Source organism: Pseudomonas sp. N-137, from assembly GCF_034555295.1.
Lineage (GTDB): Bacteria > Pseudomonadota > Gammaproteobacteria > Pseudomonadales > Pseudomonadaceae > Aquipseudomonas > Aquipseudomonas rhizophila.
Genome location: NZ_JAXUDQ010000006.1, coordinates 381024 through 405289, shown reverse-complemented (window position 1 = coordinate 405289; position 24266 = coordinate 381024). Strand labels below are relative to the sequence as shown.

The 24266-nt window shown below is 62.2% G+C and carries 24 protein-coding genes; 13 read left to right on the top strand and 11 right to left on the bottom strand.

From position 1 onward, the window contains the following. Positions 1-159: 159 nt before the first annotated feature. The 5 genes from T3A99_RS04090 to T3A99_RS04070 all read right to left on the bottom strand — a co-directional run bounded on the left by T3A99_RS04090 (position 160) and on the right by T3A99_RS04070 (position 3941). Entirely contained in the window at positions 160-1587 is a 1428-nt protein-coding gene (locus T3A99_RS04090; RefSeq protein WP_047225838.1) for a cbb3-type cytochrome c oxidase subunit I, read from the bottom strand. 3 nt (positions 1588-1590) lie between these two features. Then, positions 1591-2031 carry a c-type cytochrome gene (locus T3A99_RS04085; RefSeq protein WP_047225837.1) on the bottom strand — a complete coding sequence of 147 codons (441 nt, stop codon included), beginning with the start codon at positions 2029-2031 and terminating at the stop codon, positions 1591-1593. A 277-nt stretch (positions 2032-2308) separates the two neighbouring features. Then, positions 2309-2554: a cytochrome C oxidase subunit IV family protein gene (locus T3A99_RS04080; protein ID WP_047225836.1), complete on the bottom strand. Its 246-nt coding sequence runs from the start codon at positions 2552-2554 to the stop codon at positions 2309-2311. 12 nt (positions 2555-2566) lie between these two features. Continuing rightward, positions 2567-3154, bottom strand: a complete 588-nt coding sequence (locus T3A99_RS04075; RefSeq protein WP_076384506.1) for a cytochrome c oxidase subunit 3 family protein — start codon at positions 3152-3154, stop codon at positions 2567-2569. After that, positions 3138-3941, bottom strand: a complete 804-nt coding sequence (locus T3A99_RS04070; RefSeq protein ID WP_076384504.1) for a CbbQ/NirQ/NorQ/GpvN family protein — start codon at positions 3939-3941, stop codon at positions 3138-3140. The genes T3A99_RS04075 and T3A99_RS04070 overlap by 17 nt, the downstream gene beginning before the upstream one ends. Before the next feature lie 309 nt (positions 3942-4250). On the opposite strand from T3A99_RS04070, the gene nirS reads away from it, so the two are divergent. The 11 genes from nirS (at position 4251) to T3A99_RS04015 (ending at position 13340) form a co-directional block, all read left to right on the top strand. Further along, positions 4251-5819 (top strand): nitrite reductase, encoded by a 1569-nt coding sequence (gene nirS / locus T3A99_RS04065; protein WP_231990623.1) that lies wholly within the window; start codon positions 4251-4253, stop codon positions 5817-5819. A 24-nt stretch (positions 5820-5843) separates the two neighbouring features. Beyond that, the gene (locus T3A99_RS04060; RefSeq protein WP_047225832.1) at positions 5844-6155 is read left to right on the top strand and encodes a c-type cytochrome; all 312 of its coding nucleotides are present in this window, start codon (positions 5844-5846) and stop codon (positions 6153-6155) included. A gap of 119 nt (positions 6156-6274) precedes the next feature. Continuing rightward, the gene (locus T3A99_RS04055; RefSeq protein WP_047225831.1) at positions 6275-6604 is read left to right on the top strand and encodes a c-type cytochrome; all 330 of its coding nucleotides are present in this window, start codon (positions 6275-6277) and stop codon (positions 6602-6604) included. After that, positions 6601-7779 (top strand): cytochrome D1 domain-containing protein, encoded by a 1179-nt coding sequence (locus T3A99_RS04050; protein ID WP_322833968.1) that lies wholly within the window; start codon positions 6601-6603, stop codon positions 7777-7779. The genes T3A99_RS04055 and T3A99_RS04050 overlap by 4 nt, the downstream gene beginning before the upstream one ends. A 2-nt stretch (positions 7780-7781) precedes the next feature. Further along, on the top strand, positions 7782-8240 hold the full coding sequence (locus T3A99_RS04045; RefSeq protein WP_047225829.1) for an Lrp/AsnC family transcriptional regulator: 459 nt from the start codon (positions 7782-7784) through the stop codon (positions 8238-8240). Further along, positions 8237-8749: an Lrp/AsnC family transcriptional regulator gene (locus T3A99_RS04040; RefSeq protein ID WP_160892317.1), complete on the top strand. Its 513-nt coding sequence runs from the start codon at positions 8237-8239 to the stop codon at positions 8747-8749. Before T3A99_RS04045 ends, T3A99_RS04040 begins: the two co-directional genes overlap by 4 nt. Further along, positions 8742-9185 carry an Lrp/AsnC family transcriptional regulator gene (locus T3A99_RS04035; RefSeq protein ID WP_047225827.1) on the top strand — a complete coding sequence of 148 codons (444 nt, stop codon included), beginning with the start codon at positions 8742-8744 and terminating at the stop codon, positions 9183-9185. Before T3A99_RS04040 ends, T3A99_RS04035 begins: the two co-directional genes overlap by 8 nt. Beyond that, a complete protein-coding gene (locus T3A99_RS04030) occupies positions 9160-9762 on the top strand; it encodes an Lrp/AsnC family transcriptional regulator (protein ID WP_047225826.1) in 603 nt (200 codons plus the stop codon). Before T3A99_RS04035 ends, T3A99_RS04030 begins: the two co-directional genes overlap by 26 nt. Before the next feature lie 23 nt (positions 9763-9785). Then, on the top strand, positions 9786-10982 hold the full coding sequence (gene nirJ, locus T3A99_RS04025; RefSeq protein WP_047225825.1) for a heme d1 biosynthesis radical SAM protein NirJ: 1197 nt from the start codon (positions 9786-9788) through the stop codon (positions 10980-10982). A 37-nt stretch (positions 10983-11019) separates the two neighbouring features. Next, positions 11020-11850 carry a uroporphyrinogen-III C-methyltransferase gene (gene cobA / locus T3A99_RS04020; RefSeq protein ID WP_322833967.1) on the top strand — a complete coding sequence of 277 codons (831 nt, stop codon included), beginning with the start codon at positions 11020-11022 and terminating at the stop codon, positions 11848-11850. Next, on the top strand, positions 11847-13340 hold the full coding sequence (locus tag T3A99_RS04015; protein ID WP_322833966.1) for a cytochrome D1 domain-containing protein: 1494 nt from the start codon (positions 11847-11849) through the stop codon (positions 13338-13340). The genes cobA and T3A99_RS04015 overlap by 4 nt, the downstream gene beginning before the upstream one ends. Before the next feature lie 50 nt (positions 13341-13390). Here the strand turns inward: T3A99_RS04015 and T3A99_RS04010 are convergent, their stop codons facing one another. From T3A99_RS04010 to nosR, 6 genes are read right to left on the bottom strand one after another with little or no spacing between them, the layout of a single operon-like run. Continuing rightward, positions 13391-13918: a nitrous oxide reductase accessory protein NosL gene (locus T3A99_RS04010; RefSeq protein WP_322833965.1), complete on the bottom strand. Its 528-nt coding sequence runs from the start codon at positions 13916-13918 to the stop codon at positions 13391-13393. Positions 13919-13949: 31 nt separating this feature from the next. Next, complete coding sequence (locus tag T3A99_RS04005; protein WP_076384487.1) at positions 13950-14780, bottom strand: ABC transporter permease; 831 nt, start codon at positions 14778-14780, stop codon at positions 13950-13952. Further along, entirely contained in the window at positions 14777-15694 is a 918-nt protein-coding gene (locus T3A99_RS04000) for an ABC transporter ATP-binding protein (protein ID WP_322833964.1), read from the bottom strand. Before T3A99_RS04000 ends, T3A99_RS04005 begins: the two co-directional genes overlap by 4 nt. Then, a complete protein-coding gene (locus T3A99_RS03995) occupies positions 15691-17010 on the bottom strand; it encodes a nitrous oxide reductase family maturation protein NosD (protein ID WP_188250814.1) in 1320 nt (439 codons plus the stop codon). The genes T3A99_RS04000 and T3A99_RS03995 overlap by 4 nt, the downstream gene beginning before the upstream one ends. A 26-nt stretch (positions 17011-17036) precedes the next feature. After that, on the bottom strand, positions 17037-18956 hold the full coding sequence (gene nosZ / locus T3A99_RS03990) for a TAT-dependent nitrous-oxide reductase (RefSeq protein WP_047225819.1): 1920 nt from the start codon (positions 18954-18956) through the stop codon (positions 17037-17039). A gap of 53 nt (positions 18957-19009) precedes the next feature. Continuing rightward, on the bottom strand, positions 19010-21178 hold the full coding sequence (gene nosR / locus T3A99_RS03985) for a transcriptional regulator NosR (protein WP_322833963.1): 2169 nt from the start codon (positions 21176-21178) through the stop codon (positions 19010-19012). Positions 21179-21470: 292 nt separating this feature from the next. On the opposite strand from nosR, the gene T3A99_RS03980 reads away from it, so the two are divergent. Both T3A99_RS03980 and T3A99_RS03975 read left to right on the top strand, forming a co-directional pair. Then, entirely contained in the window at positions 21471-22232 is a 762-nt protein-coding gene (locus T3A99_RS03980) for an alpha/beta hydrolase (RefSeq protein ID WP_047225817.1), read from the top strand. Positions 22233-22601: 369 nt separating this feature from the next. Next, complete coding sequence (locus T3A99_RS03975; protein ID WP_223194325.1) at positions 22602-24161, top strand: GMC family oxidoreductase; 1560 nt, start codon at positions 22602-22604, stop codon at positions 24159-24161. Positions 24162-24266 lie beyond the last annotated feature (105 nt).

Sequence of the window (24266 nt, the reverse complement as noted above, 5' to 3'; positions counted from 1 at the left end):
TTATTCTCCTATCGACGCGTTGCGGTGGAGGGACTGGCTCGCATCGCTTTTGTGGCGAGGGAGCTTGCTCCCGCTTGGGTGCGAAGCGCCCATAAAAAAGGGTCTGCTGCGCAGCCCAGCGGGAGCAAGCTCCCTCGCCACGGCCTCAGTGGTGGCCTTTCAAGACGGCACCACCGCCGCCGGTGCGCGCAAAGCGGCGCGGCCACGTTGGCGGAAGCTGAACAGGTAGCAGAGCAAACCAGCCAGGAACCCGACGCCGCTGACCAGACGCGCCCAGAACAGCGGCTTCAAATGGTCCATCGTCGCCATGAACGGCAAGGCACTGCCGTCCGCCATCCAGCGTTGCAGCCACACCTGGACGACACCGGCGGCGGTGAGGAACAAGGTGATCATCACCATCGACAGCGTCATCAGCCAGAAGCCCCAGATCTCCAGGCGCTGCGAGCGCTCATCCGCCGCTTCACCCAACCCGCGCAGACGCGGCATGGCGTAGCTGATCAGCGTCATGACGATCATCGCGTAGGCACCGTAGAAAGCCAGGTGACCGTGGGCCGCAGTCAGTTGCGAACCGTGGGTGTAGAAGTTCACCGGTGCCAAGGTGTGCAGGAACCCCCAGACGCCGGCGCCGAAGAACGCGGTGACCGTGGTGCCTTTGGCCCACAAGGTGGCGGCGCGGTTGGGGTGTTGCCGGCGACGGTTCTTCACCATGCTGAAGGCGAAGATCACCATCGCCAGGAACGGCAGCGGTTCCAGCGCGGAGAAGATCGATCCGACCCACAACCAGACCTCGGGTGCGCCGATCCAGAAGAAGTGGTGACCGGTGCCGATGATCCCGGTAATCAGGGCCATGGCGATGATCACGTAGAGCCACTTCTCGACCACTTCGCGGTCCACGCCAGTGACCTTGATCAGCACAAAGGCGAGCATCGAACCCATGATCAGTTCCCAGACGCCTTCAACCCAAAGATGCACCACCCACCACCAGTAATACTTGTCGCGGACGAGGTTTTCCGGGTTGTAGAAGGAGAACAGGAAGAACACCGCCAGGCCGATCAGGCCGGTCATCATCACCATGCTGACCGTGGTCTTGCGGCCCTTAAGCATGGTCATGCCGATGTTGTAGAGGAAACCCAGGCAGACCACCACGATGCCCATCTTGGTGATTGTCGGTTGCTCCAGGAACTCACGGCCCATGGTCGGCAGCAAATCGTTGCCGGTAACTTTCGCCAGCGTGGCATAGGGCACCGAGAGGTAGCCCAGGATCGTCAGTACCCCGGCGGCGGCGAACACCCAGAACAGCACGATCGCCAGCTTCGGACTGTGCAGCTCCCGATCGGCTTCCTCGGGTATCAGGTAGTACGCCGCGCCCATGAAGCCAAACAGCAGCCAGACGATCAGCAGGTTGGTGTGGACCATGCGGGCCACGTTGAAGGGAATCAGCGGGAACAGGAAGTCGCCGACCACGTATTGCAGCCCCATGATCAAACCGAACAGTACCTGCCCCAGGAACAACATCAGGGCAAACACGAAGTAAGGTTTGGCGACGGCCTGCGAGGCGAATTTCAGATGCGGATTAGCCATGCTCATCTCTCAGCCCTCCTTGTTTGGCGGCCAGCCATTGGTATTGATTTTCGAACTCCACTTGAGGAACTCGGCGATGTCGTCGACTTCCTGTTCGCTGAGGTTGAACTGCGGCATGGCGCGACGGCCGGGAACGTTCAGCGGCTGCATTTTCATCCAGGCCTGCAGGAACGGCGTGAAGGCTTCCTCGCCACCGCGCCGGTTGACCACATTGCCCAGCTCCGGCGCGAAATACGCGCCCTCGCCCAGCAGCGTATGGCAGCCGATGCAGTTGTTGCGCTCCCAGACGCCCTTGCCGCGTATCACCGATTCGCTCAATTGCGCCTGGTTGCTGCGCTCTGGAAAGGTCTGTTCCGAGTGGTAGGTCAGGGCCAGGAATATCAGGAAAAAGAACACGCTTCCCCCGAAATAAATATTCCTGGCCATGCCTTTGGTAAAGGTATCTGACATGGTCACTTCCTCATTGCTTGGCGTGTCCATTCTAGGAAGCGAGGGTCCAGAACCCGCTTGATGGCGATCAAGAATCTCCGATGGTTTTAGTGGGTTGTTCCAGCACAGCCAGGAAGCCAGGTGAGCTGTTGTGGCGAGGGAGCTTGCTCCCGCTGGGTTGCGAAGCGACCCTAAAACCTGCTGACGCGGAGTGTCAGATGGATTGAGTTGTTGCTGTAGGGGCTGCTGCGCAGCCCAGCGGGAGCAAGCTCCCTCGCCACAGGGAGTACGTCGGGATTCAGAGCGCGAACGAGATCACAATCGCGAGCAGCGCCGCCCAGCTCAACACCAGCCAGCGCCACAATCGCGGCGCATGGCGCAGCTCCATGAAGCCGTCGGCGATCAACCAGGCCTTGGTCACCGCCACCGCGAGGATGGCGATGGACACCAGCCCGGTGGCAGCGACCTGGCCTAGGGCAACGGTGCCGATGCTCAGCACGGCCAGTGTCATCCAGCAGACGATCAAGACACGGGAAACCGACATGAGCACCTCCGCTCAACCGAGAATGTAGACAACCGGAAACAGCAACACCCAGACCAGGTCCACCATGTGCCAATACAGCACGCCGGATTCCAGCCCGCTGCACTGCTGCGCCCCGTAACGCCGCCGCCGGCAACCCTCGGCCAGCCAGGCAAGGATCACCATGCCCAGCAACACATGGAGAAAGTGAAACGCCGTGAGGATCCAGTACAAGGTGAAGAAGGTGTTGTGCTCCAGGCCGAGACCGTTGGCCAACAAGTGGGCGTACTCGATGAGCTTGAGCGCCACGTAGCCGCCGGCAACCAACAAGGCCAGCCACAACAGCAGCGCCGCCTGGCGTGGCCGGTCCTGTCGGACTTGCTCCTGGGCCAAGGCTGCGAATAACCCGGCGCTCAGCAGGCTGAGGGTCATCGCCAGGCCGGTGGAGCGATCCAGCAACTGCCGGCCTTCGCTGAACAACGGCGGGTTCAATGCCTGGGCGACGGCGAATGCCAGGATCAGCAAGGCAAACACCGTCAGTTCGGCGAGGATGAAAAACCACATTGCCAGATCCCCTGGCAATCGCCGGGTGGACAGCGCAGCGGCTTCAGCCGAAGTGGACATCGACCACATCCATCAATGCGGCAACGGTTTGCGGATCGTCGCTCAACGGCTCGGCCAGACAGGCCAGACAGGCTTGGCGCGGGTCCATGCCGGCTCCGATCATGCGCGCGGCGAAAATCAGCAGACGCGTGGAGGCCACCTCCTCCAGATCATGCTGATCTAGCCGACGCAGCGCCTGCCCCAACCGCACCACCTGGGCCGCCAGAGCCATATCCACTCCGGCCTCGCGGGCAACGATGCGCTCTTCATCGGCAACCGTGGGATAGCCAAAGCGCATCGCCACGAAACGCTGGCGGGTGCTGGGCTTCATGCCCTTGAGCAAGTTCTGGTAACCGGGGTTGTACGACACCACCAGCATGAACGACGGCGGTGCCTGGAGAACCTCGCCGGTGCGTTCCAGGTACAGCTGCCGGCGATCATCGGCCAAGGGATGCAACACCACTGCGGTGTCCTGGCGTGCCTCCACCACCTCGTCCAGATAACAGATGCCCCCCTCGCGCACCGCTCGGGTCAGAGGCCCATCCTGCCACCAAGTGCCCTGGGCGCCGATCAGGTGACGACCCACCAAGTCGGCTGCGCTCAGGTCATCGTGGCAGGCCACGGTGTACAGCGGCAATTTCAGACGGTGAGCCATGTGCTGGACAAAACGGGTCTTGCCGCAACCGGTGGGGCCTTTGACCAGCACCGGCATGCCGTGCCGCCAGGCCTGTTCGAACAACGCCAGCTCGTTGTCCTGGGGTTGGTAGAAAGGTTCGGCCGGGTGTTCAAGGGTGTGGATAGCGTTCATGGCATGACCTGATCAGATAACACGATTGCCAGCCACGCTACGGGCCCCTGCGACAACCTGGCAAGGGCTGTGGCCGGCAAACTTGATCGCCGTCAAGCGGGTAACCACCGGCCTGGGCATAGCCTTGCAGCGCACCAAGAATCTGCGCGCCGAACGTCAATTGCAGGGCCGCGCGGGTCATGCCTGAGGAGAAATGGAATGCTGATCAGCCACAAAAAATCGTGGGTCATGGGGGTCGGGGCGCTGTGTACGGCGCTGGCTGCACTCAATGCCTTCGCCAACCCACCCGCTGCGCCGCAAGACGCCCGCATGGTCAAGACCGAAGGCGCGCCGGATCTGAGCCAGGCCGACTTCGACGCGGCCAAGCAAATCTACTTCCAGCGCTGCGCCGGCTGCCATGGTGTGCTGCGCAAGGGCGCCACCGGTAAACCGCTGACACCCGACATCACCCAGGGCCGCGGCCAGGCCTACCTGGAGGCGCTGATTACCTACGGTTCAGCCGCCGGCATGCCCAACTGGGGCACCTCCAACGCCCTGACCAAAGACCAGATCACGGTAATGGCCAAGTTCATCCAACACACCCCGCCTACCCCACCGGAATGGGGCATGGCCGAAACCCTCAAGACCTGGAAGGTGCTGGTCAAACCTGAAGACCGGCCCACCCGGCAACTCAATTCACTCAACCTGCAAAACCTGTTTTCAGTCACCCTGCGCGATGACGGCAAGATTGCCCTGGTCGACGGCGACAGCAAAAAGATCGTCAAGCTGATCGACACCGGTTACGCGGTGCACATTTCGCGTATCTCGGCGTCCGGGCGTTACCTGCTGGTGATCGGCCGGGACGCCAAGATCGACATGATCGACCTGTGGCCGCAAGAGCCGACCAAGGTGGCCGAGATCAAAGTCGGGATCGAGGCCCGCTCGGTGGAAACCTCCAAGTTCAAGGGCTACGAAGACAAGTACACCATTGCCGGCTCGTATTGGCCGCCGCAGTTCACCATCATGGACGGCGAGACCCTGGAGCCCAGGCAGATCGTCTCGACGCGCGGCATGACCGTCGATACCCAGCAATATCACCCCGAACCGCGGGTCGCGGCGATCATCGCGTCACATGAGTGGCCGGAGTTCATCGTCAACGTCAAGGAAACCGGCAAGGTGATGCTGGTCAACTACCAGGACATCAAGAACCTCACCATCACCAGCATCGACGCCGCACCGTTCCTGCATGACGGTGGCTGGGACAGCAGCCATCGCTATTTCATGACGGCGGCGAACAACTCCAACCAGGTGGCAGTCATCGACTCCAAGGAGCGCAAGCTCACCGCCCTGGTGGATGTCGGTAAAACCCCGCACCCGGGACGCGGCGCCAACTTCAACCATCCGCTCTACGGCCCGGTCTGGGCTACCAGTCACCTGGGTGATGCCGGCGTCTCACTGATCGGCACCGACCCGGTCAAGCATCCGCAATATGCCTGGAAACAGGTGGACTCGCTCCAGGGCCAGGGTGGCGGTTCGCTGTTCATCAAGACCCACCCCAAGTCCCGTCACCTGTACGTCGACACCACCCTCAGCCCCGACACCAAGCTCAGCCAATCGGTGGCGGTGTTCGACATCGACAAGCTCGACGCCGGCTACACAGTGCTGCCGATTGCCGAGTACGCCGGTATCAAGAAAGGTGCGATGCGCGTGGTGCAACCGGAATACAACAAGGCCGGCGATGAAGTCTGGTTCTCGGTCTGGAGCGGTCAGGAAGACGAGTCGGCGCTGGTGGTGATCGATGACAAGACCCTCAAGCTCAAGAGCGTGATCAAGGACAAACGCCTGATCACCCCTACCGGAAAATTCAACGTTTACAACACCCAACACGACATCTATTGAGCCCCATCAATAAGAGGAAAAACCATGAAGCCTATTCTGCTTGCCCTGACCTTGAGTGCCGCATTCAGCCTGCAACCGGCGCTGGCCCAGGACGGCCCGACACTGTTCAAGAGCAAACCCTGTGGCGCCTGCCACTCCATTGACACCAAGTTGGTAGGGCCGGCGCTCAAGGAGGTGGCGGCAAAAAATGCCGGCGTCGCCGGAGCACAAGAGCTGTTGGCCAAGCACATCAAGGAAGGCACGCAAGGAAACTGGGGACCAATGCCGATGCCAGCCAATCCGGTGACCGATGAAGAAGCCAAGATCCTCGCGGCGTGGGTCTTGACCCTTAAGTAACGTTGATTAAGAGCATCTCCCTGTGGCGAGGGGATTTATGGGGGAGCAAGGCTTGCTCCCAAATAAATCCCCCACCACAGGGGCCGCTCTCGGCTTTATTTCTCAAACAGGAGTACGTCATGGACCGACACCGCTATGCAACCCGGATGACCACCCTCCTCTTCGTCTTCTGTACCCCGGTGCTGGCCGCTCCCGACCACCAGCGCCAGGCCCAACTGCAACACCTGCTGGTCCAGGACTGCGGCGCCTGCCACGGCCTGCACCTGACCGGAGGCCTCGGCCCACCTCTGACCCGTGATGCCCTGGCCGGAAAAAACCGCGACAGCCTCATCGCCACCGTCACCCAGGGACGGCCCGGCAGCGCCATGCCCGGTTGGGAGCCATTGCTCGGTCCCGACGATATTCGCTGGTTGGTGGACCGGCTCCTTCAAGGAACTCCCGCCCCATGATCCGATCTCTGCTGTCTCTCACCGCCTGCGTGCTGTTGCTCTCGGCTTGTGCCCAGCCACCGCTGCGCGGCACCGGCGACTTGGGCGTGGTGGTGGAGCGCGCCACCGGCAGCCTGCAAATCATCGAAAGCGCCACCCGCACCGCCCTCGCCCGCGTCGAAGGGCTGGGGGATCTGTCGCACGCCTCGGTGGTGTTTTCCCGCGACCAACGTTATGCCTATGTATTTGGCCGCGATGGCGGCTTAAGCAAGGTCGACTTGCTGAGCGCACGCATCGACCACCGCATCATTCAGGGCGGCAACAGCATCGGTGGCGCGATCAGCCAGGATGGCAAGCTGATCGCCGTCTCCAACTACGAACCCGGCGGCGTCAAGGTATTCGACGCGCAGACACTGGAACCGGTCGCGGACATTCCAGCCACACCATTGCCCGACGGCCAAAAACGTTCGCGGGTGGTCGGCCTGGTGGACGCGCCGGGGCAGAGCTTCGTATTCAGCCTGTTCGACACCGGCGAAATCTGGACCGCCGATTTCAGCCAGGGCCAGACACCACGCATCGAACGCTTCACCGCCATCGGTCGGCAACCCTATGACGCACTGATTACGCCGGACGGGCGTTATTACATGGCCGGACTGTTTGGTGAGGACGGCATGGCGCAACTTGACCTCTGGCACCCGGAGCGCGGCGTGAAACGGGTGCTGGACCATTACGGGCGCGGCGAGGCGCGGCTCCCGGTATACAAGATGCCCCACCTGGAAGGCTGGGCCCTGGCCGATCAACAAGCCTTTGTGCCCGCCGTTGGCCATCATCAGGTGCTGGTGCTGGACGCCCGCACCTGGCAACCGGTCGACGCCATCGCCGTGGCCGGCCAACCGGTGTTTGTCACCGCGCGTCCCGATGGCCGACAGCTGTGGGTCAACTTCGCCTACCCGGACAATGACCGGGTGCAGGTCATCGATACCCAAACTCACGCCATCATCGCCGACCTGCGACCAGGGCCTGGGGTGCTGCACATGGAATTCACCGCTCGGGGCGACCAGCTGTGGCTGTCCGCTCGCGATGGCGGTGAGGTGCAGGTCTGGGATCCGTATCGGCTCGAACGCCTGAGCAGCCTGCCTGCCCTGAGCCCCAGCGGCATCTTCTTCAGCAGCCGTGCGCACAAACCGGGGTACTGACCATGACACCAAGCCCACTCGCCCGTCGCCTGATCGATCAGTTCCAGCATGGCCTGCCGTTGTGCGCCGAACCCTATCGGGCAATGGCCGATGCCCTGGGTTGCAGCGAAGCCCAGGTGCTCGATTGTCTGCAGCACCTGCAACTGGCGGGCACCCTGTCACGGGTCGGCCCGGTGTTCGAACACAGCCGAGCCGGGGCCAGCACCCTCGCCGCCCTGGCGGTGCCCGTGGACCGATTGCACCAGGTCGCAGCGCGCGTCAGTCAGTACCCGGAAGTCAATCACAACTACGCACGGGAGCATCGCTACAACCTCTGGTTCGTGCTGACCGGGCCTGATCGTGCCCACCTGGACAACATTCTCCAGGAACTGGAAAACGACACCGGCCTCACGCCGCTGGACCTGCCCATGCTGACCGCTTACCGCATCGACCTGGGCTTTGCCCTGGAGGCTATCCCATGAACACGACCCTGAGTGAGCAACAGTCACTGCAACTGCGCCGTCTGCTGGAGACCGGTCTGCCCCTGACATCACGGCCCTTCCAGGCCCTGGCCGAGCAGGTCGACGCCAGTGAACAACAGGTTCTCGACCAGGTGCGGCACTGGCAGGAACAGGGTCTGTTCCGCCGCGTCGGCCTGGTGGTCAATCACCGCGCATTGGGCTTTGCCGCCAACGCCATGCTGGTGCTGGACGTGCCGGATGCATTGGTCGATGAAGTCGGTCGCCGCCTTGGCCAGGCGCCGGGCATCAGCCTTTGCTATCAACGACCACGACGCTTGCCCCAGTGGCAATACAACCTGTTCTGCATGATCCACGGTCGCCAGCGCGACCGTGTCGAGGCCCAGGTCCAGGCACTGTTGGAGGAGCACTGGTTGAGTGATCTGCCGCACCAGTTGCTGTTCAGCACCCACCTGTTCAAGCAGTGTGGCGGACGCTACGCAATACCGGCCGGAGTGGCGATCGATGGATGACCTGGACCGACGCCTGATCAATCGTCTGCAACTGGGTTTGCCGCTGGTACGCCAGCCCTGGCAAGCCTTGGCTGATGAACTGGACAGCAGCAGTACCGAACTGCTCGACCGGCTGCACGAGTTGCTCAACGACGGCGTGCTTACCCGCTTCGGCCCGATGTTCGACATCGACCGCCTGGGCGGCGCGTTCACCCTGGCGGCGCTGGCGGTGCCCGAACCGCGTTTCGACACCATCGCCGAGCTGCTCGCGGCCATGCCAGAAGTGGCCCACAACTACCGTCGCGAGCACGCCTGGAACATGTGGTTCGTGCTTGCCTGCCCCAGTGAACAGGCGATCAGCGACACCTTGTTGCGTATCGAACGCCTGACCGGCCTGGAGCCGCTGAACCTGCCCAAGGAGGAGACTTACCATGTCGGCCTGTATTTCCCGGTCTGAGCCGTTGCCGCAGACGCTGCCTCGCCTGGATGAAACGCCACTGGCCCTGCGGCTGGTGGAACTGACCCAGGACGGCCTGCCCTTGCTCGAAGATCCCTGGGCCTGGCTGGCCGAGCAACTGGGGCTGAGCGTGGAATCGACCCTCGACCTGCTCAAGCGTTTGCAGGCCGAAGGCGCGATCCGCCGCATCGCCGCGGTGCCCAATCACTATCGCCTGGGTTATCGCCACAACGGCATGACTGTCTGGGATGTCGCCGACGCCGATGTGCCGCGCCTGGGCGCGCTGCTGGGTGCGCAGCCTTTTGTCAGCCACTGCTACCGCCGCCCGCGCCGGGCCGGTTGGCGCTACAACCTGTTTGCCATGGTCCATGGCCGCAGTCGCGAGGAAATCGACAGCTATCGCGAGCACCTGCGCTATCTGCTGGGTGAGGCCTGTAGCGCCGACGACATGCTGGTGAGCAGCCGCATCCTGAAAAAAACCGGCCTGCGCCTGTCGCCGGTGGGAGCAAAGCTTGCTCGCGAAACAGCCGCCTCGGTTTCTGAGGGACCGCATCGGCTTCAGGGCGGGCAAACCTAGCCCCCACAAGGAAGGAGTGACTTATGTTGAGGATCAGCCATTACCTGCGTGCCCTGGCCGGTCAATGTCCCGCGCCGCGTGTTGCACCACCGGGCAGTACACGAGCGCCGGTGGTGATCTGGAATCTGCTCAGGCGCTGCAACCTGACTTGCAAACACTGCTACGCCACCTCGGCCGACAGCGTGTTTCGTGATGAGCTGGACACGGCCGCGGCGCTCAAGGTCATCGACGACCTGCATGACGCGGGCGTACGGGTATTGATCCTGTCCGGCGGCGAGCCGCTGCTGCGCGAGGATCTGTTCCAGCTCAGTGCCTATGCCCGGCGCAAGGGATTCTTCCTGGCGCTTTCCACCAACGGTACGCTGATCGACCCGAGCAACATCGAGCAGATCGAGGCGGCGAACTTCGATTATGTGGGCATCAGCATCGATGGCCTGGAAGCGACGCACGACGCCTTCCGCCAGCTCAAAGGCAGTTTCGCCAGTTCCATGGCGGCCATCAGGTTGTGTCGCGAACGCGGGATTCGGGTCGGGTTGCGCACCACCCTGACCCAGCAGAACCACACCCAGCTACCGCGACTGCTGGATCTGATGAGCGAATACGACGTGCAGAAATTCTACCTGTCGCACCTCAACTACAGCGGTCGCGGCAAGCGCAGTCGTCAGCTCGACGCCCGGCAACAGATGAGCCGCGAGGCCATGCTCCTGATCTTCGAGCGGGCCTGGAGCGACATCCTGCACGGACGCGACACGGACTTCGTCAGCGGCAACAACGACGCCGATGCGGTGCTGTTGCTGCAATGGGTAGCCTCACGCCTGCCCCATCACTACGCCGAACTGGAACGCATGCTCAAGGCTTGGGGCGGTAACGCCTCGGGCAGCGGCATTGCCAATATCGACAACACCGGTGAGGTACACCCCGACACTTACTGGTGGCAGCACTCGGTGGGTAACGTGCGCCGGACGCCCTTTCGCACACTCTGGCTGGAACGTCCCGACGCTCTGCTGCAAAAACTGCGCGAGCATCCGCGCACCGTGGGTGGCCGCTGCGGACAGTGTCGTTGGCTGGCCATCTGCAATGGCAACACCCGCACACGCGCCTGGGCCGACGGCGACCTGTGGGGCCAGGACCCCGGCTGCCACCTCAGCGATGACGAAATCGGCTTGCACACGCTCCCCAGCACTTTGATTCCCAGCGTTGCATTGCCCTGCGCCCGATAACCCGACGGCGAACCTGATGATGAACCAAGGAAGTCCCATGTCTGCCTCTATCGTTCTGCCCGCTGCCCTGCAATCGTCCTTCAGACCGGGGGAAGTCGCGTTGATCGGCGCCGGTCCCGGTGACCCTGGTTTGCTGACGTTACGCGCCTGGAGCCTGTTGATGCAGGCCGACGCAGTGGTCTATGACCGCCTGATCAGTGCGCAATTGCTGGGCCTGATCCCGCTGACGTGTGCCCGGCATTACGTCGGCAAGGCCGCCGGCTGCCACAGCCTGCCCCAGGCCCAGATCAACCAATTGCTGGCCGACCTCGCAGATCAGGGCCAGCGGGTGGTCCGGCTCAAGGGCGGCGACCCGTTCATCTTCGGTCGCGGTGCCGAAGAGCTGGAATACTTGCTGGCCCGTGGTATCGATTGTCAGGTGGTGCCCGGTATCACTGCCGCATCCGGTTGCAGCGCCTACGCCGGCATTCCGCTGACCCATCGCGACCTGGTCAATTCCTGCCGTTTCATCACCGGCCACTTACAGCGCGAAGGCGATTTGAACCTGCCGTGGCAAAGCCTGGCGGATGACAGCCAGACCCTGGTGTTCTACATGGGCTTGTCGAACCTGGGCAGCATTGCCGCACGGTTGATGGCCGCAGGCCTGGCCGCCGAGACTCCGGCGGCATTGATCAGCAACGGCACTCGTCCCGACCAGCAGGTGCTACGTGGCACCCTGCAACAACTGCCGGCCATGGCACGAGATTGCGTTGAAGGCCTGCCGACATTGACGGTGATCGGTAAGGTGGTCGGCTTGTTTGCCCAGCAGCCGATGCAGCATCCGGCGCGCGTTCATCCCATCCCCCAGGCTTTGAAGGTGGCGCTATGAAGCGCATCGGGCTTGCGATGCTGTGGATCGGTACGAGCCATGGCGCCGTTACCACCGGTGCCGACCTGGAACAGGCCGAGCGCAATTACCAGCAGCTCTGCCAACAATGCCACGGCGTGAACCGCATCGGCGGCGCCGGGCCGGCGTTACTGCCCCAGAGCCTGGGCCGGATCAAGCCCGGCGAAATTCGCCAGGTGATCGAAAATGGCCGCCCCGCCAGTCAGATGGCGGCCTTCGGTACGCTGCTGGAGCCTGCACAAATCGACGCCCTGGCGCTTTATCTCCAGCGTCCGCCCAGCGTCGCGCCCAATTGGAATGAAGAGGATATTCGCCAAAGTCATCGGGTGTTGGTGGACGTCGCCACATTGCCCGACCAGCCGCAACACCGGGCCGACCCGCTGAACCTGTTCGTAGTGGTGGAAGCCGGCAATCATCACGTCGCGGTGGTCGACGGGGATCGCTTCGAGGTGCTCGCGCGCTTCGCCTCGCACTTTGCGGTGCATGGCGGACCGAAGTTTTCCCCGGACGGGCGTTTTGTCTATCTGGCGTCGCGCGATGGCTGGATCAGTCTGTATGACCTGCACAACCTCAAGCTGATCGCCGAGGTGCGGGCCGGGCTCAACACCCGCAACCTGGCGGTGAGCAAGGACGGTCGCTGGGTTCTGGTGGGCAACTCGCTGCCCGGCAACCTGGCGGTACTGGATGCCCGGGACTTGTCACTGGTCAAGACGATCGCGACGCTGGGCAGTGATGGTCAGGCTTCGCGGGTCAGCGCGGTCTATACCGCTGCGCCGCGCAACAGCTTCATCGTCGCACTGAAGGATGTGAACGAGGTTTGGGAACTGTCCACCGACCCGAACCCGGACTTCGTGCCCAGGCGCATCGAGGTCCAGGATCATCTGGATGACTTTTCCTTCTCCCCCGACTATCGCCAGCTGCTCGCCACCTCGCGCAAGGCCCAGGGTGGACAGGTGATCGACCTCGACAGTGGCCAGGTGGTCAGCGACATCAGCCTGCCGGGCATGCCGCACCTGGGCTCGGGCACCTATTGGAAGCGCGATGGCCGCTGGGTGTTCGCGACCCCCAACATCAGCAAAGGACTGGTGTCGGTGATCGACATCAACACCTGGAAAGTCATCAGGCAGATCCCTACCCTCGGGCCGGGTTTCTTCCTGCGCAGCCATGCCAACTCCCGCTATGCCTGGACCGACGTGTTCTTCGCCGCCGGCAACGATGCCATCCACCTGATCGACAAACAGACCCTGGAAATCGCCCACACCTTGCGCCCCATGCCCGGCAAAACCGCCGCCCACGTCGAATTTACCCACGACGGCCGCTACCTGCTGTTGAGCATCTGGGACACCGACGGCGCGCTGATCGTCTACGACAGCAACACCCTCAAGGAAATCAAACGCCTGCCCATGAACAAACCGTCGGGCAAATACAACGTGGGCAACAAGATCGAATTTGCCGAAGGTACGTCTCACTGAACGGGCGATCAGGGCAAACCTGCTCGCCTCAGCGGGAGCAGGTTGCTTGTTCAATGACTCATCGGCGACATAGCGGTGGCCTGTCCCAGCAGCTTCTGGTCGATGTCTTGCAGACGCAGCACCTGGCCGCCGGTCTCGCGGGCGAGTTTTTCCGCCGCCTGGGCGTCGGCGAACGTGGCCAGGACGACGCCCATGGCGCCCTTGAGCTTGGAGCCGACGACGAAATAGGCGGTCCGGGCATCGATCAGGTGCTCATCATCCGGGGTGTTCCAGTGGCTGCGCCCCATGTCGTGGACGTACAACTGGACGTCGGCCCGATGGTTCTCCGGCTGCAGCCACCAGCTGAGCATCTCGGCCGGCGAGCAGAATTTTTTCACGCCGCTGGCGGTCGCTGCGGCGCCCTTGGGTCCGGGAAAATCCGTGATGACCATGCCGCAGACATGGCACTCGTCACTGGGATGGAACGCCAGCGCCGCCTTTGAGGCCGGTGTCGACTCAGGCTTGCCGCATGCCACCAGCACCAGGCACACCAACACTCCTGCGAGAACTCGGCCTGTCCTCGAATACACCCTGTTCATCGTTACATGCTCCCTCTATCAAGATCAGAAATCACGGACACCGGCGGTTGAACAATCGATAGGCCAGCCACAACGGCACAGCCATCCACAACCACAGGCACAGCCAGAGCCAAGGCCCGGGCACCGGCAGGTCGCTGCCCAAGGTCAGCACTGCCGCGCCGCTGGAACCGGCGTCGAACCCCGACAGGTTGATCAGCCGATACACATCGGTGGGGTTGAACAGCAACAGCCACGGCAGCAGGTCCGGACTGAACCGGCCCTCGCTCAGCACCAGCAGTGCCAGCAACGCCAGGTCAAACACCAGCACGAAGAAAAACCACACCCCCAGCGCCAGCCCGGCGGCGGTGGATTTCTCCGCCGACAGGCTGCTCAGCACATAGGCCAGCCCCAAAAAAACCCAACCCAACAGCGTGCTGGAGACGATGAAGCGGCCAAAGGCCCAGAGCAGCAGGCTCAGCTCGATATCGTCCACCAGCAGGGCTATGGCGAACATCGCGCAACCAAAGCCGATCAGGGTCGCCAGCGCCAGGATCAGGCCGTGACCGACAAACTTGCCCAGCAGCAACTGCCCGCGCCCCAACGGATACGTCAGCAACAGCAGCAAGGTGCCGCTCTCGTCCTCGCCGACGATCGCGTCATAGGCCAGCAACAAGGCGATCAACGGCATCAGGAACGTTGCCAGGCTGGCCAGGCTCGCCACCGTTGCCGGCACCGAGGTAAACCCCAACTGGCCGGACGCCGCCGCGCCAAGCCAGGCGATGCCGATGGCCAGCACGGCGAACAACAGACTGATCGCCAACAACCAGCGGTTGCGCAAGCCGTCACTGAACTCCTTGCGGGCCATGTTCCAGATCGGGTTCATGAGCCGGCCTCCTCGGTCGCCGCGCGAACCATGTAATGGCGGTACAAATCTTCCAGGGACGGCGGTTTGATCTCGACATCCGTCGGGTCATCCTGGGCCAGTAACTGGCGCAGCAACTTGAGTTTGCTGCCATCCGGCGCGGACACCTGCAGCCCTTGCGCGCCCCACCCTTGGGTGAGGTGCCCTTCGCTGCGCCAATGCTGGCGAAGCCAGTCGGCCCGCGACAGGCCCGAGGCGCGGATCAGCGTCGGCAGCCCCGCGTCTTCGCGCAACCGGTCCAGGCTGCCCAGGGCCAACAGGCGACCTTGGGTGAGAATCGCGGCGCGGTTGATGTGAGCTTCCACGCCAGGCAAGACGTGCGAACAAAGAATGATGCTGGTGCCCTGCCAGCGCAGCCGATCGAGCAGTTGATAGAGGTCCTGGGTGGCGATGGGGTCCAGGCCGACGGTGGGTTCGTCCAGCAACAGCAGCCGCGGCTGGCCGAGCAAGGCCTGGGCCAGCCCGAGGCGTTGGCGCATGCCCTTGGAGTACGTGCGCACACGCCGCCAGGCCGCTTGCGCCAGCCCGACCTCCTCCAGCAAGCGCTCGACCTGTTCTGGCGCCGCGCCCTTGAGCCGGGCGAAATGGCGCAGGGTTTCCAGCCCGCTCAACTGCGGATAGAACATCACGTTCTCCGGCAGGTAACCGAGCATTCTGCGCACGCCCGGATCACTCGGCTCGCGGCCAAATACCCGCACCTGACCCTCACTGGCGCGCAGCAGACCGAGTATCAGCTTCATGGTCGTGGTCTTGCCCGCACCGTTGTGCCCGAACAGCCCGAGCACTTCGCCCTGGGCCAGGTTCAGGTTCAGCCCGCGCAGCACAGTGGCATTGCCGTAGCGCTGACTGACGCCTTCGATCTCGACGACGTTCAAGACGCGTCCTCCTGAGCACTGTTGCGTGGCGGGGGCTGGAGCGGCGCGTGCATCAATGGATGGCTGTCCATCACCCCGGGGGATTTCATGACCGGGAACGCCCGCTGTACCCAGCGCAGCAGCTCGATACCCGGACTGTTCATCAACAGCCGTACCTGGGGGTACAGCCACAGCAGGCGATCGACGTTGTCGTTGGGTTCATAGGCCACGTCCCCCAGTCCGTCGCCGTTGCGATCCCAACCCAGGTAATCACTCCAGTAATTGCCGCGCCCGTCCACCGACCACTCCTGCAACCGCGTGGCCACGTATTTGACCTGGCGCTGGTTGCCGGCGAACACGTTGCCGGCGATGCGGTTGTCCTCCGAACCGGCGGTCAGGTGGATGCCCACCGCGCTGCGCTCGAAATGATTGCCTTCGATGCGGTTGAACAATGAGTTGTAAATGAACAGGGCCTTGCCCTCGGCACCGGTGATCATGGTGTCGCCGGTGGACCCGTCGCGAACATCGGTGACCACGTTGTCGCGCAGGGTGGAATAGGTGATGTAGTTCATCAGGATCCCGTAGTTCTGGTCCTGTTCGGAGCGGTTGCCGATGACCATCAGTTGACGGCTTTGCATCAAGGCATAACCGGTGCGGGTGCGCCGGGTGACGTTGCCCAACAGACGGTTATCGTTGGCGAACATGTAATGCACGCCGTAGCGCAGGTCCTCGAGGATGTTGCCCTCGAGCAGGTTGCCGTTGGAGGTGTCGATATAGATGCCGTCGCGAGTTTCGCGTACGTGGTTGCCGATGACCCGGGCACCGTGTACCGCGTACAAGTGAATGCCGTTCCCCCGGTCCTGGGAGCGCAGCCCGGGATCGCCCTGGATGCGGTTGTCGATCAGGCTGACATCCCGCGCGCCATCGACCCAGATACCGAAACCCTGGCCCTGCATGCGGTTGGCACGGACCATCGCCCCCTGGGCGACAGGCTGGATGAACACCGCGGCATTCATGGCCGTGAGGTCGTGGCCCCAGTCCAGGAAGGTACAGCCCTGGACCTGGACGTTCGGGGCGCGAATGATCAACCCATTGCCCTCACCCTGCCCCTGGAATACCGCATCCGGCGCGCACGTGAGGGTCATGGGTTGGTCGATGCTGAACGAGCCGCGGTATTGCCCCGCAGGCAGGCGCCATTGCCGTTCACCGTCGGCCTGCAATGGCAAGTCGGTGATCGGCTGCGGCGCGGCAAGCGCGCCGCCCGACAGTAGCAGGAGCACCAGGGCAATGACCGGTGCGCGAGCGTAGCCCGCAGGCTGTTGCTGGTTACCGGTCATTGAACCCGTCTCCTCGTTGAACCTGCTCAGGCCTTTTCAACCAGCATGCGCCCGACCATTTCCATGTGCAGGGCGTGGCAGAACCAGCTGCAGTAGTACCAATGCAAACCGGCCTTGTCGGCGATGAAGGTGATGGACGAGGTCTGTTGCGGGCTGATCTCCATGCTCACGCCGTGGTTGGTCATGACAAAGCCGTGGGAGACGTCTTCGATCTGGTCGATGTTGGTGATCGTCACCGTCACCTCGTTGCCTTGCTTGACGGTGAACTCCGTCAGGCCATAGGCCGGCGCCATCGAAGTCATGTAGACCCGCACCTTGTTACCGTCACGGATGACCTTGTTGTCGGTCTCTAAGTTGATGCCATCCTTCTTGGCCAAGGCCACGGTTTCAGCGAAGAACGGATCGGTGCGGCTCCAGATCTTCTGGGTCTTGATCTGGTCACGCCGGGCAAGGATGCAGTCATGGGGTTCGGCAAAGGCCGGGCCATCGTGTACCAGCTTCATCTCTTCGCCGGAAATGTCGATCAACTGGTCGTTTTCCGGGTGCAGCGGACCGGTGGGCAGGAAGCGGTCCTTGGAGAACTTGCACAAGACCACCAGCCATTTGCCGTCCGCCTCGCTGGTTTCGGTCAGGGACGCGTGGTTGTGGCCGGGTTGGTACTGCACATCGAGCTTTTGCTTGATGTAGTTGACCTTCTCGCCCTTGTAGGCACGGATGGCCTCGTCCATGTTCCACTTCACCACCTGACTGTCGATGAACAAGGTGGTGTAGGCATTGCCGCGCCCGTCGAAGGTGGTATGCAACGGCCCCAGGCCCAGTTCCGGCTCAGCGACGATCACCTCGCGCGGGTCTTTGTAGCGGTCGTCGAATAGATCATCCAGCCGGTCGATGGCGATCATCGAGACGGTGGGCGACAGCTTGCCGTTGGCGATGAAGTATTTGCCGTCGGACGAGGTATTGAGCCCGTGGGGATTCTTCGGCACCGGGATGTAGCGGGTGAACGCGCTGTCCTTGCCATCGGTTTTACGACCATCGACCACCGGCACCTTGGAGCCGTCCAGAGTGATGAACTTGCCGGCCTTGATCGCCGCTTCGATGCGCGGGATGTTGAATACCACCACCCAGTCACGCTCGTTGCGCATCATGCCGCCCAGGTCGTAGGCCTTCTCGGAGTTGTAGCAGGTGCTAGCGGCGTACTTGCCGGTGTAGTCGGCGTCGGAGTTGTCCAGGTTGCCGTCGACGATCACCTGGAAGGCCATTTCCATTTTTTCGGCGTCGATGGCGTTGAACATCGTGTAGCTGTTCTTGTCTTGCAGGTCGAACGTGCGACCGTCATTGGGGTGCGGGATGACGAATTCGGCGTTGGCGAACACGTACTTGGTGTACGGCACCTTTTGCAGGCGCAGGCCATGGATCGCCTGGACGTTGGGCACGGTGAGAATCTTGTCGCACTTCATGATATCCAGGCGAATGCGCGCGACCCGGGAATTGGCCTTATCGTTGATGAACAGGTATTTGCCGTCGTATTTGCCATCGGTCATGGAGATGTGTGGGTGATGGCAGTCGCCGTTCTGGTACTTGGCGCTGTCACCCAGGATGCGCTTGCTTTCGTTGGTCAGCCCCCAACCGGTGGCCGAGTCGACGTTGAACACCGGAATACGCATCAGCTCGCGCATGGACGGTACGCCCAACACCCTCACCTCGCCCTGATGGCCACCGCTCCAGAAACCGTAATAGTCGTCCAGCTCGCCGGGGCCGACGTGGACTTTGGACTTGGCTTCCTTGGCCGCCGCAGCCCAGGACTCACGGGTGAACACCGCGCCGCCCAGCGCCGTGGCGCCGGCCAGTACGGCGCCGGTCACCGCACTGGTCCCTAGAAATCCTCGACGGCTGACGCCCCTGGGTTCTTCGACCGCGCCGCTGGTTTCGGTTTTTTTATCGCTCATGCTGTGTGCTCCATGAAGAATGAAAGGGTCAAGGGACAGGACATTCGGGTGTCTTAAGGCGCCGGGGTCACCTGCACCACGGGAATCAGTTGCGTCTCGGTCGCGCTCGCCTTGCTGCGCTTTTTGCGCTTGTTGATCAGTGGCGGGCATTTGTTTTCGTTGTGCCAGGTCATCTGGCAATCGAGGCAGTAGTGACATTCGTTGGCGTTGATCCGGCCATCGGGGTGAATCGCCTGGATCTCGCATTCCTTGGCGCACAGCTGGCAGGGGTTGCCACATTCCTTGCGGCGCTTGAGCCAGTCGAACAATCGCAGCCGGGTCGGCATCGCCAGGGCGGCCCCCAACGGGCAGATGTAGCGGCAATAGACTTTGCGGGTGAACAGGTTGACCACCAGCAGACCCAGCGCATACGCCACGAACCACCACTGACGGTCGAACCTGAGGGTGATGGCGGTCTTGAAGGGCTCCACTTCGGCCAACCGTTCGGCGCTGGACATCGACTCCAGCGAGACGCCGAACAGCACCAGCAAAATGATGTATTTGATTGCCCAGAGTCGCTCGTGGACGGCGAACGGCAGCTCGTACTGCGGCACTTTCAACTTGCGCGCCAGCTCGTTGAGCAACTCTTGCAACGCACCGAACGGACACAGCCACCCGCAGAACACCCCGCGCCCCCACAACAGAATGCTGGCGGCGGTGAACACCCAAAGGATGAAAATCAGCGGATCGGTGAGGAACAGTTCCCAGCGAAAGCCTTCGAACAGGGCATGAACGAAGGTCAGCACATTGACCACCGACAGCTGGGCCAATGCATAACCACCGAGAAACACCACGGTGAACATCAGGTAGCCACAGCGGACCCAGTGCAACAGCTTCGGGCGCCGGGCCAGCGCATCCTGCAGGAACAGGATCGCCGTGAGCACCAGCAGGGCCACGCCCAGTACGCTGATCTCGAGGCTTTTCTGGTACCAGAGGGTCAACCACATCGGTCGGCTGGCTTCTTCGGCAGCTGCCAGTTGTTCAGCCGTTGGCAATGGCCTTTCCAGATAGGGCTCGGGCAATTGATAAGCCAGTTCAAAGCTGCTGAAGATGCCACTGACAGGTCCGGTCTGACGACGCACCAGCAGCTCCAGGCTCCAGGGCGAACCCGGGTCGAAACGGTGGGAGGCGCGGACGATGAAAATCGCCATTTCGTCGAACTCCGGCATGTCCGTCGGCGCCACGTCGTCCAGACGCTGGAAGTCCAGGTCGCGAAAGCTGATGGCGTCGCCGAACTGACGCACCTGTACCCGATCGAAAATGCCGCCGCGCACATACCCCGAGCCCTTGAAGGAATAGCGACCGCTGCCCATCACGGCGATGGCCTGCTCGCCGGGTTTGAGTTCGGCCATCAACGTGCGGTATTGCGCCTCGCCCAGCAGGTTGCGACCGATGGTGGGCGGGTTCAGGTGGGTGACATACAGGTCGATGAAGGTGTCGTCTGCTTGCTCGGCGCTGGCGGCTTCAACACCCTCGGCCTCGGTCCCCTTGAAGGAAGCATCGGCCTGGCCGCGCGTCAGGTGCAGGCGACGCACCGCGCCGTTGCCGGTCAAGGTTTTCCAGTCGGCGGGTTCGTAGAGGTCATCGCGCACGCGTGCCGGCGCCACCGCCAACCCCGCGTCCCCCTTGACCAGCTCCAGGGAAACCGCGACATCGTGAGCGGCGCGCATGATGACTTCATTGACCACCATCGCCGTCACGGTGGCGCCGGCAATTGCATCCACCGTCACCGCGTTGGGGTCGCTGGAATGCCCCACCACCACCCGTTGATTGACCTTGATGCCGCTGTAGCGGGCACTGAACGCGTGGAGTTTTTCTTCGGCAATGCCGATCAGCAGGATCGGTTCGTGGTGCTCAAGCACAAAAGCATCGAGGATCACACCGGCCGGATCGAGGATCACCTGGACGTTGATGGGCTTGCCTGAATAAGCGGGAATGTCCACCACATCCAAGCTCTGGAACACATAGCCGACGACCTTGCCGGCAGCGGACAGTTTGCGAACCTTGAAGGGGCCGTCGGGCTCGGAGATCGAATCGACCGGGCTCAGGACCTGGTGGATGCGCTGTTGCTGGATATCACCGTAGTCCTTGGCCTGGGCGAGGCTTGCGATCAACAGCAGGAGAACGAGCAGCCCATGGAGCCAGAAGCGGGATGGGTGCAGCATCACAAAGGGAGGGGTCATGGACGCCAGGGCTTAAGGACAGGATCTTGGCGATCATGGTAGGACCCACTCCCCTGCGCGGCCCTTGATTGAAATCAAGTTGAGGAAATGAACTCCTCCGAGTGCCGGGCTCGACGCAATCAGGCGGCTGGTCCAAGTGAGCCACCGGTCCCCGCGCAGCCGCGCCACCTGCCGACATGTCGTTTCCTCCGGGCATTCGATTGAACATTATTCACGGCCTCGGATAAATGACCGATACCTCAGCCGCCGAGTATTGCTGAAACTGCGCTCACCCCATACAGGAGATCGCATCATGTTCAAACCCAAGGCCCTTGCCCTCACACTCGCCATGACCTGTTCATTGTTCGGCGGCGCGGTCCATGCCGCGGCGCAGCAACCTTCTGTCGTCATCGTCCATGGCGCTTTCGCCGACGGATCCGATTGGGGCAAGGTCGTCCCGCTGCTGCAGGCGGAAGGCATCAAGGTCACCGTGGTACAAAACCCGCTGACCTCGCTGGCTGACGATGTCGCCGCCACGCAACGTGTGCTGAACAACCAGGAGAACGATGTCGTATTGGTCGGCCACTCCTGGGGCGGTACCGTCATCAGCGAGGCTGGCACCGACAAGAAAGTACGCAGCCTGGTGTACGTCGCCGCGTTCGCTCCGGATGCCGGTCAAGCCAGTAAAGACCTGGGCAAGGACTACCCTGCTCCGTCCGGCGTGAAAGACATCGCCGCCGACAAAAACGGTTTCTTGTACATGACTGCCGAGGGCATGGCCACCGGTTTTGCCCAGGATCTTTCCGCAGAGCAAACCGCGGTAATGGCCGCGACGCAAGGGCCGATCCGCGCCTCGGCATTCGATGACAAAACCAGCGCCGCCGCCTGGAAAGGCAAGCCATCCTGGTACGTCGTGGCCAAGGAAGACCGGATGATCCAGCCTGATCTGCAGCGAGCTTTCGCCAAGAAGATCGGTGCCAAGGTCACCGAAATCGACGCCAGCCACGTGCCGCAACAGTCACGCCCGGCAGATGTTGCAAAAGTCATCATCCAGGCTGTTCAGAAGAGCCAATAATTTCAGGCCTCTTCTGCGCCGGGATCGAGGGAAGTGCTGCGTCAGGATGGATTGCAACCGGTCTCAGGACAGGTTGGCGGAAGCTCGGACGCAACGCACTTCCCTCGCAGCAGTCATCACATCTGGCGAGATTGAGCTTCGCCTCCTGCTACCCAGCCGCCGGCAAACATCCGTTGGAACCTTTTGCCCCCCTGCCGTCACTCATTGCCCAGCAAACAAAACGGCAGTCGATTGACCCGTCATCGTGCCCGGCTTCCCCTATCAATACCCTAGCGAGATTCACCGCATGTTCTCCCCAGCAATGATTTTGCACCTCGATCTACGCTTGAACCTGGCGAGCGATACCACCCCGACCAAGGAACCTCGCTCATGCCTATGAATTGCGCACGGAATAAACACCATTTCGATTTCATCGTCTGTGGCGCGGGAACCGCCGGCTCCGTCGTGGCCGGACGACTGGCCGAGAATCCCGAGGTGGAAGTGTTGCTCATCGAGGCGGGAGGCAGCGATGACCACCCCCACGTGCTGGAACCGGGGAATTGGCCGCTGAACCTGGGCACCGAGCGCGACTGGAACTTCGTGGGCGCCGCGAACCCTCATCTCAACGACCGGAAAATCCCATTGAATATGGGCCGCGGCTTGGGGGGCGGGTCCAGCGTCAATGTCATGCTGTGGGCCCGCGGCCATAAAAACGACTGGGAAGACTTCGCCGCACTCAGTGGCGACCCGGCGTGGAACTACGCGTCGGTCCTGAAAATTTATCAACGCGTGGAAGACTATCAGGGCACCTGCGATCCGGTGCGTCGCGGCAAGGGCGGACCGGTTCATGTCGCGCCTGTGCGAGACGCCCAACCGATTGCAAACGCCATGATCAGTGCGGCTGCCGGCATGGGTATACCGGCTTTCGAGAACCCGAACGGCGCCATGATGGAAGGCCGCGGAGGTGCAGCCTTGAACGACCTCATCGTCAAGGACGGCCGGCGTAATTCCATTTACCGCGCCTACGTCGCTCCACGCTGTGGTCAGCCCAACCTCACGGTCCTGACTGATACGCTTGTCAGTCGCGTGCTCTTCAGGGACCAACGCGCCATCGGCGTACAAACCATAAAAGATGGGCAGATCGAGTGCTTTTACGCCGATCACGAAGTCATTCTTTCGTTGGGGGCGGTCAACACCCCCAAGGTCCTGATGCAATCAGGCGTGGGGCCGGAGGAGGAACTGCAGCGCCATGGTATTCCGCTCGTCCAGCATCTCCCCGGCGTTGGCGCCAATCATCAGGACCACGTGTCCTTTGCCGTTATTTTCGAATACGCGGCTCCACAGCCGGTGGGTTACGGCGGCTCGGAGGCGACGCTCTACTGGAGCAGCGAAAGCGCTTTGCATCTCCCCGATATGTTCCACTGCCAAGTTGAATTTCCAGTGCCCAGCGCAGAGAACGCCTCACTCGGCGTTCCCGCACATGGCTGGACAATGTTCGCTGGCCTTGCCCATCCGGAAAGTCGCGGCCGGGTCAAGCTCAGCGGCCCGAATGTGACCGATGCCCCCATCATTGAACCCAACACGCTGTCGCATCCGACCGACCGGCGCAACGCGCTGGAAAACATCCGATTTGTCCAGGAACTGGGCGCGCAGGCGCCCTTCAAGGGCTTGGTCAAACGTGAAAGCCTGCCTGGAAAACTCAACACCCAATCGCTCGAACATTACGCTCGCAACGCTGCCGTTACTTACTGGCACCAATGCGGTACGGCAAAAATGGGCCAGGACGCGATGTCCGTGGTCGATGGTCAACTGCGAGTCTATGGAGTCCAGGGCCTGCGCATTGCCGATGCCTCCATCATGCCGCATGTCACGAGCGGCAATACGATGGCTCCGTGCGTCGTGATCGGTGAGCGGGCCGTGGAGGCTATATGGACCACTTACGAGCTTTGAGCGTCAGCAGGCGCCGGTGACTGTGTTCGAGCCGGCCACTCGCCGAGGGCTGCGCCGAACCCTGCGGGAGAACCGGGCCTTGCTTGAATTAACGCGTGTGCGTCA

Coding starts and splice junctions, on each gene's coding strand:
- T3A99_RS03995 (WP_188250814.1), bottom strand. CDS start 17,010: ATGACCGGTAACCAGCAACAGCCTGCGGGCTACGCTCGCGCACCGGTC.
- T3A99_RS03975 (WP_223194325.1), top strand. CDS start 22,602: ATGCCTATGAATTGCGCACGGAATAAACACCATTTCGATTTCATCGTC.
- T3A99_RS03980 (WP_047225817.1), top strand. CDS start 21,471: ATGTTCAAACCCAAGGCCCTTGCCCTCACACTCGCCATGACCTGTTCA.
- T3A99_RS04090 (WP_047225838.1), bottom strand. CDS start 1,587: ATGAGCATGGCTAATCCGCATCTGAAATTCGCCTCGCAGGCCGTCGCC.
- T3A99_RS04075 (WP_076384506.1), bottom strand. CDS start 3,154: ATGTCCACTTCGGCTGAAGCCGCTGCGCTGTCCACCCGGCGATTGCCA.
- T3A99_RS04015 (WP_322833966.1), top strand. CDS start 11,847: ATGAAGCGCATCGGGCTTGCGATGCTGTGGATCGGTACGAGCCATGGC.
- nosZ (WP_047225819.1), bottom strand. CDS start 18,956: ATGAGCGATAAAAAAACCGAAACCAGCGGCGCGGTCGAAGAACCCAGG.
- T3A99_RS04080 (WP_047225836.1), bottom strand. CDS start 2,554: ATGTCGGTTTCCCGTGTCTTGATCGTCTGCTGGATGACACTGGCCGTG.
- T3A99_RS04085 (WP_047225837.1), bottom strand. CDS start 2,031: ATGTCAGATACCTTTACCAAAGGCATGGCCAGGAATATTTATTTCGGG.
- T3A99_RS04035 (WP_047225827.1), top strand. CDS start 8,742: ATGGATGACCTGGACCGACGCCTGATCAATCGTCTGCAACTGGGTTTG.
- T3A99_RS04045 (WP_047225829.1), top strand. CDS start 7,782: ATGACACCAAGCCCACTCGCCCGTCGCCTGATCGATCAGTTCCAGCAT.
- T3A99_RS04010 (WP_322833965.1), bottom strand. CDS start 13,918: ATGAACAGGGTGTATTCGAGGACAGGCCGAGTTCTCGCAGGAGTGTTG.
- T3A99_RS04070 (WP_076384504.1), bottom strand. CDS start 3,941: ATGAACGCTATCCACACCCTTGAACACCCGGCCGAACCTTTCTACCAA.
- cobA (WP_322833967.1), top strand. CDS start 11,020: ATGTCTGCCTCTATCGTTCTGCCCGCTGCCCTGCAATCGTCCTTCAGA.
- T3A99_RS04030 (WP_047225826.1), top strand. CDS start 9,160: ATGTCGGCCTGTATTTCCCGGTCTGAGCCGTTGCCGCAGACGCTGCCT.
- T3A99_RS04040 (WP_160892317.1), top strand. CDS start 8,237: ATGAACACGACCCTGAGTGAGCAACAGTCACTGCAACTGCGCCGTCTG.
- T3A99_RS04005 (WP_076384487.1), bottom strand. CDS start 14,780: ATGAACCCGATCTGGAACATGGCCCGCAAGGAGTTCAGTGACGGCTTG.
- T3A99_RS04055 (WP_047225831.1), top strand. CDS start 6,275: ATGGACCGACACCGCTATGCAACCCGGATGACCACCCTCCTCTTCGTC.
- nosR (WP_322833963.1), bottom strand. CDS start 21,178: ATGACCCCTCCCTTTGTGATGCTGCACCCATCCCGCTTCTGGCTCCAT.
- nirS (WP_231990623.1), top strand. CDS start 4,251: ATGGTCAAGACCGAAGGCGCGCCGGATCTGAGCCAGGCCGACTTCGAC.
- nirJ (WP_047225825.1), top strand. CDS start 9,786: ATGTTGAGGATCAGCCATTACCTGCGTGCCCTGGCCGGTCAATGTCCC.
- T3A99_RS04060 (WP_047225832.1), top strand. CDS start 5,844: ATGAAGCCTATTCTGCTTGCCCTGACCTTGAGTGCCGCATTCAGCCTG.
- T3A99_RS04050 (WP_322833968.1), top strand. CDS start 6,601: ATGATCCGATCTCTGCTGTCTCTCACCGCCTGCGTGCTGTTGCTCTCG.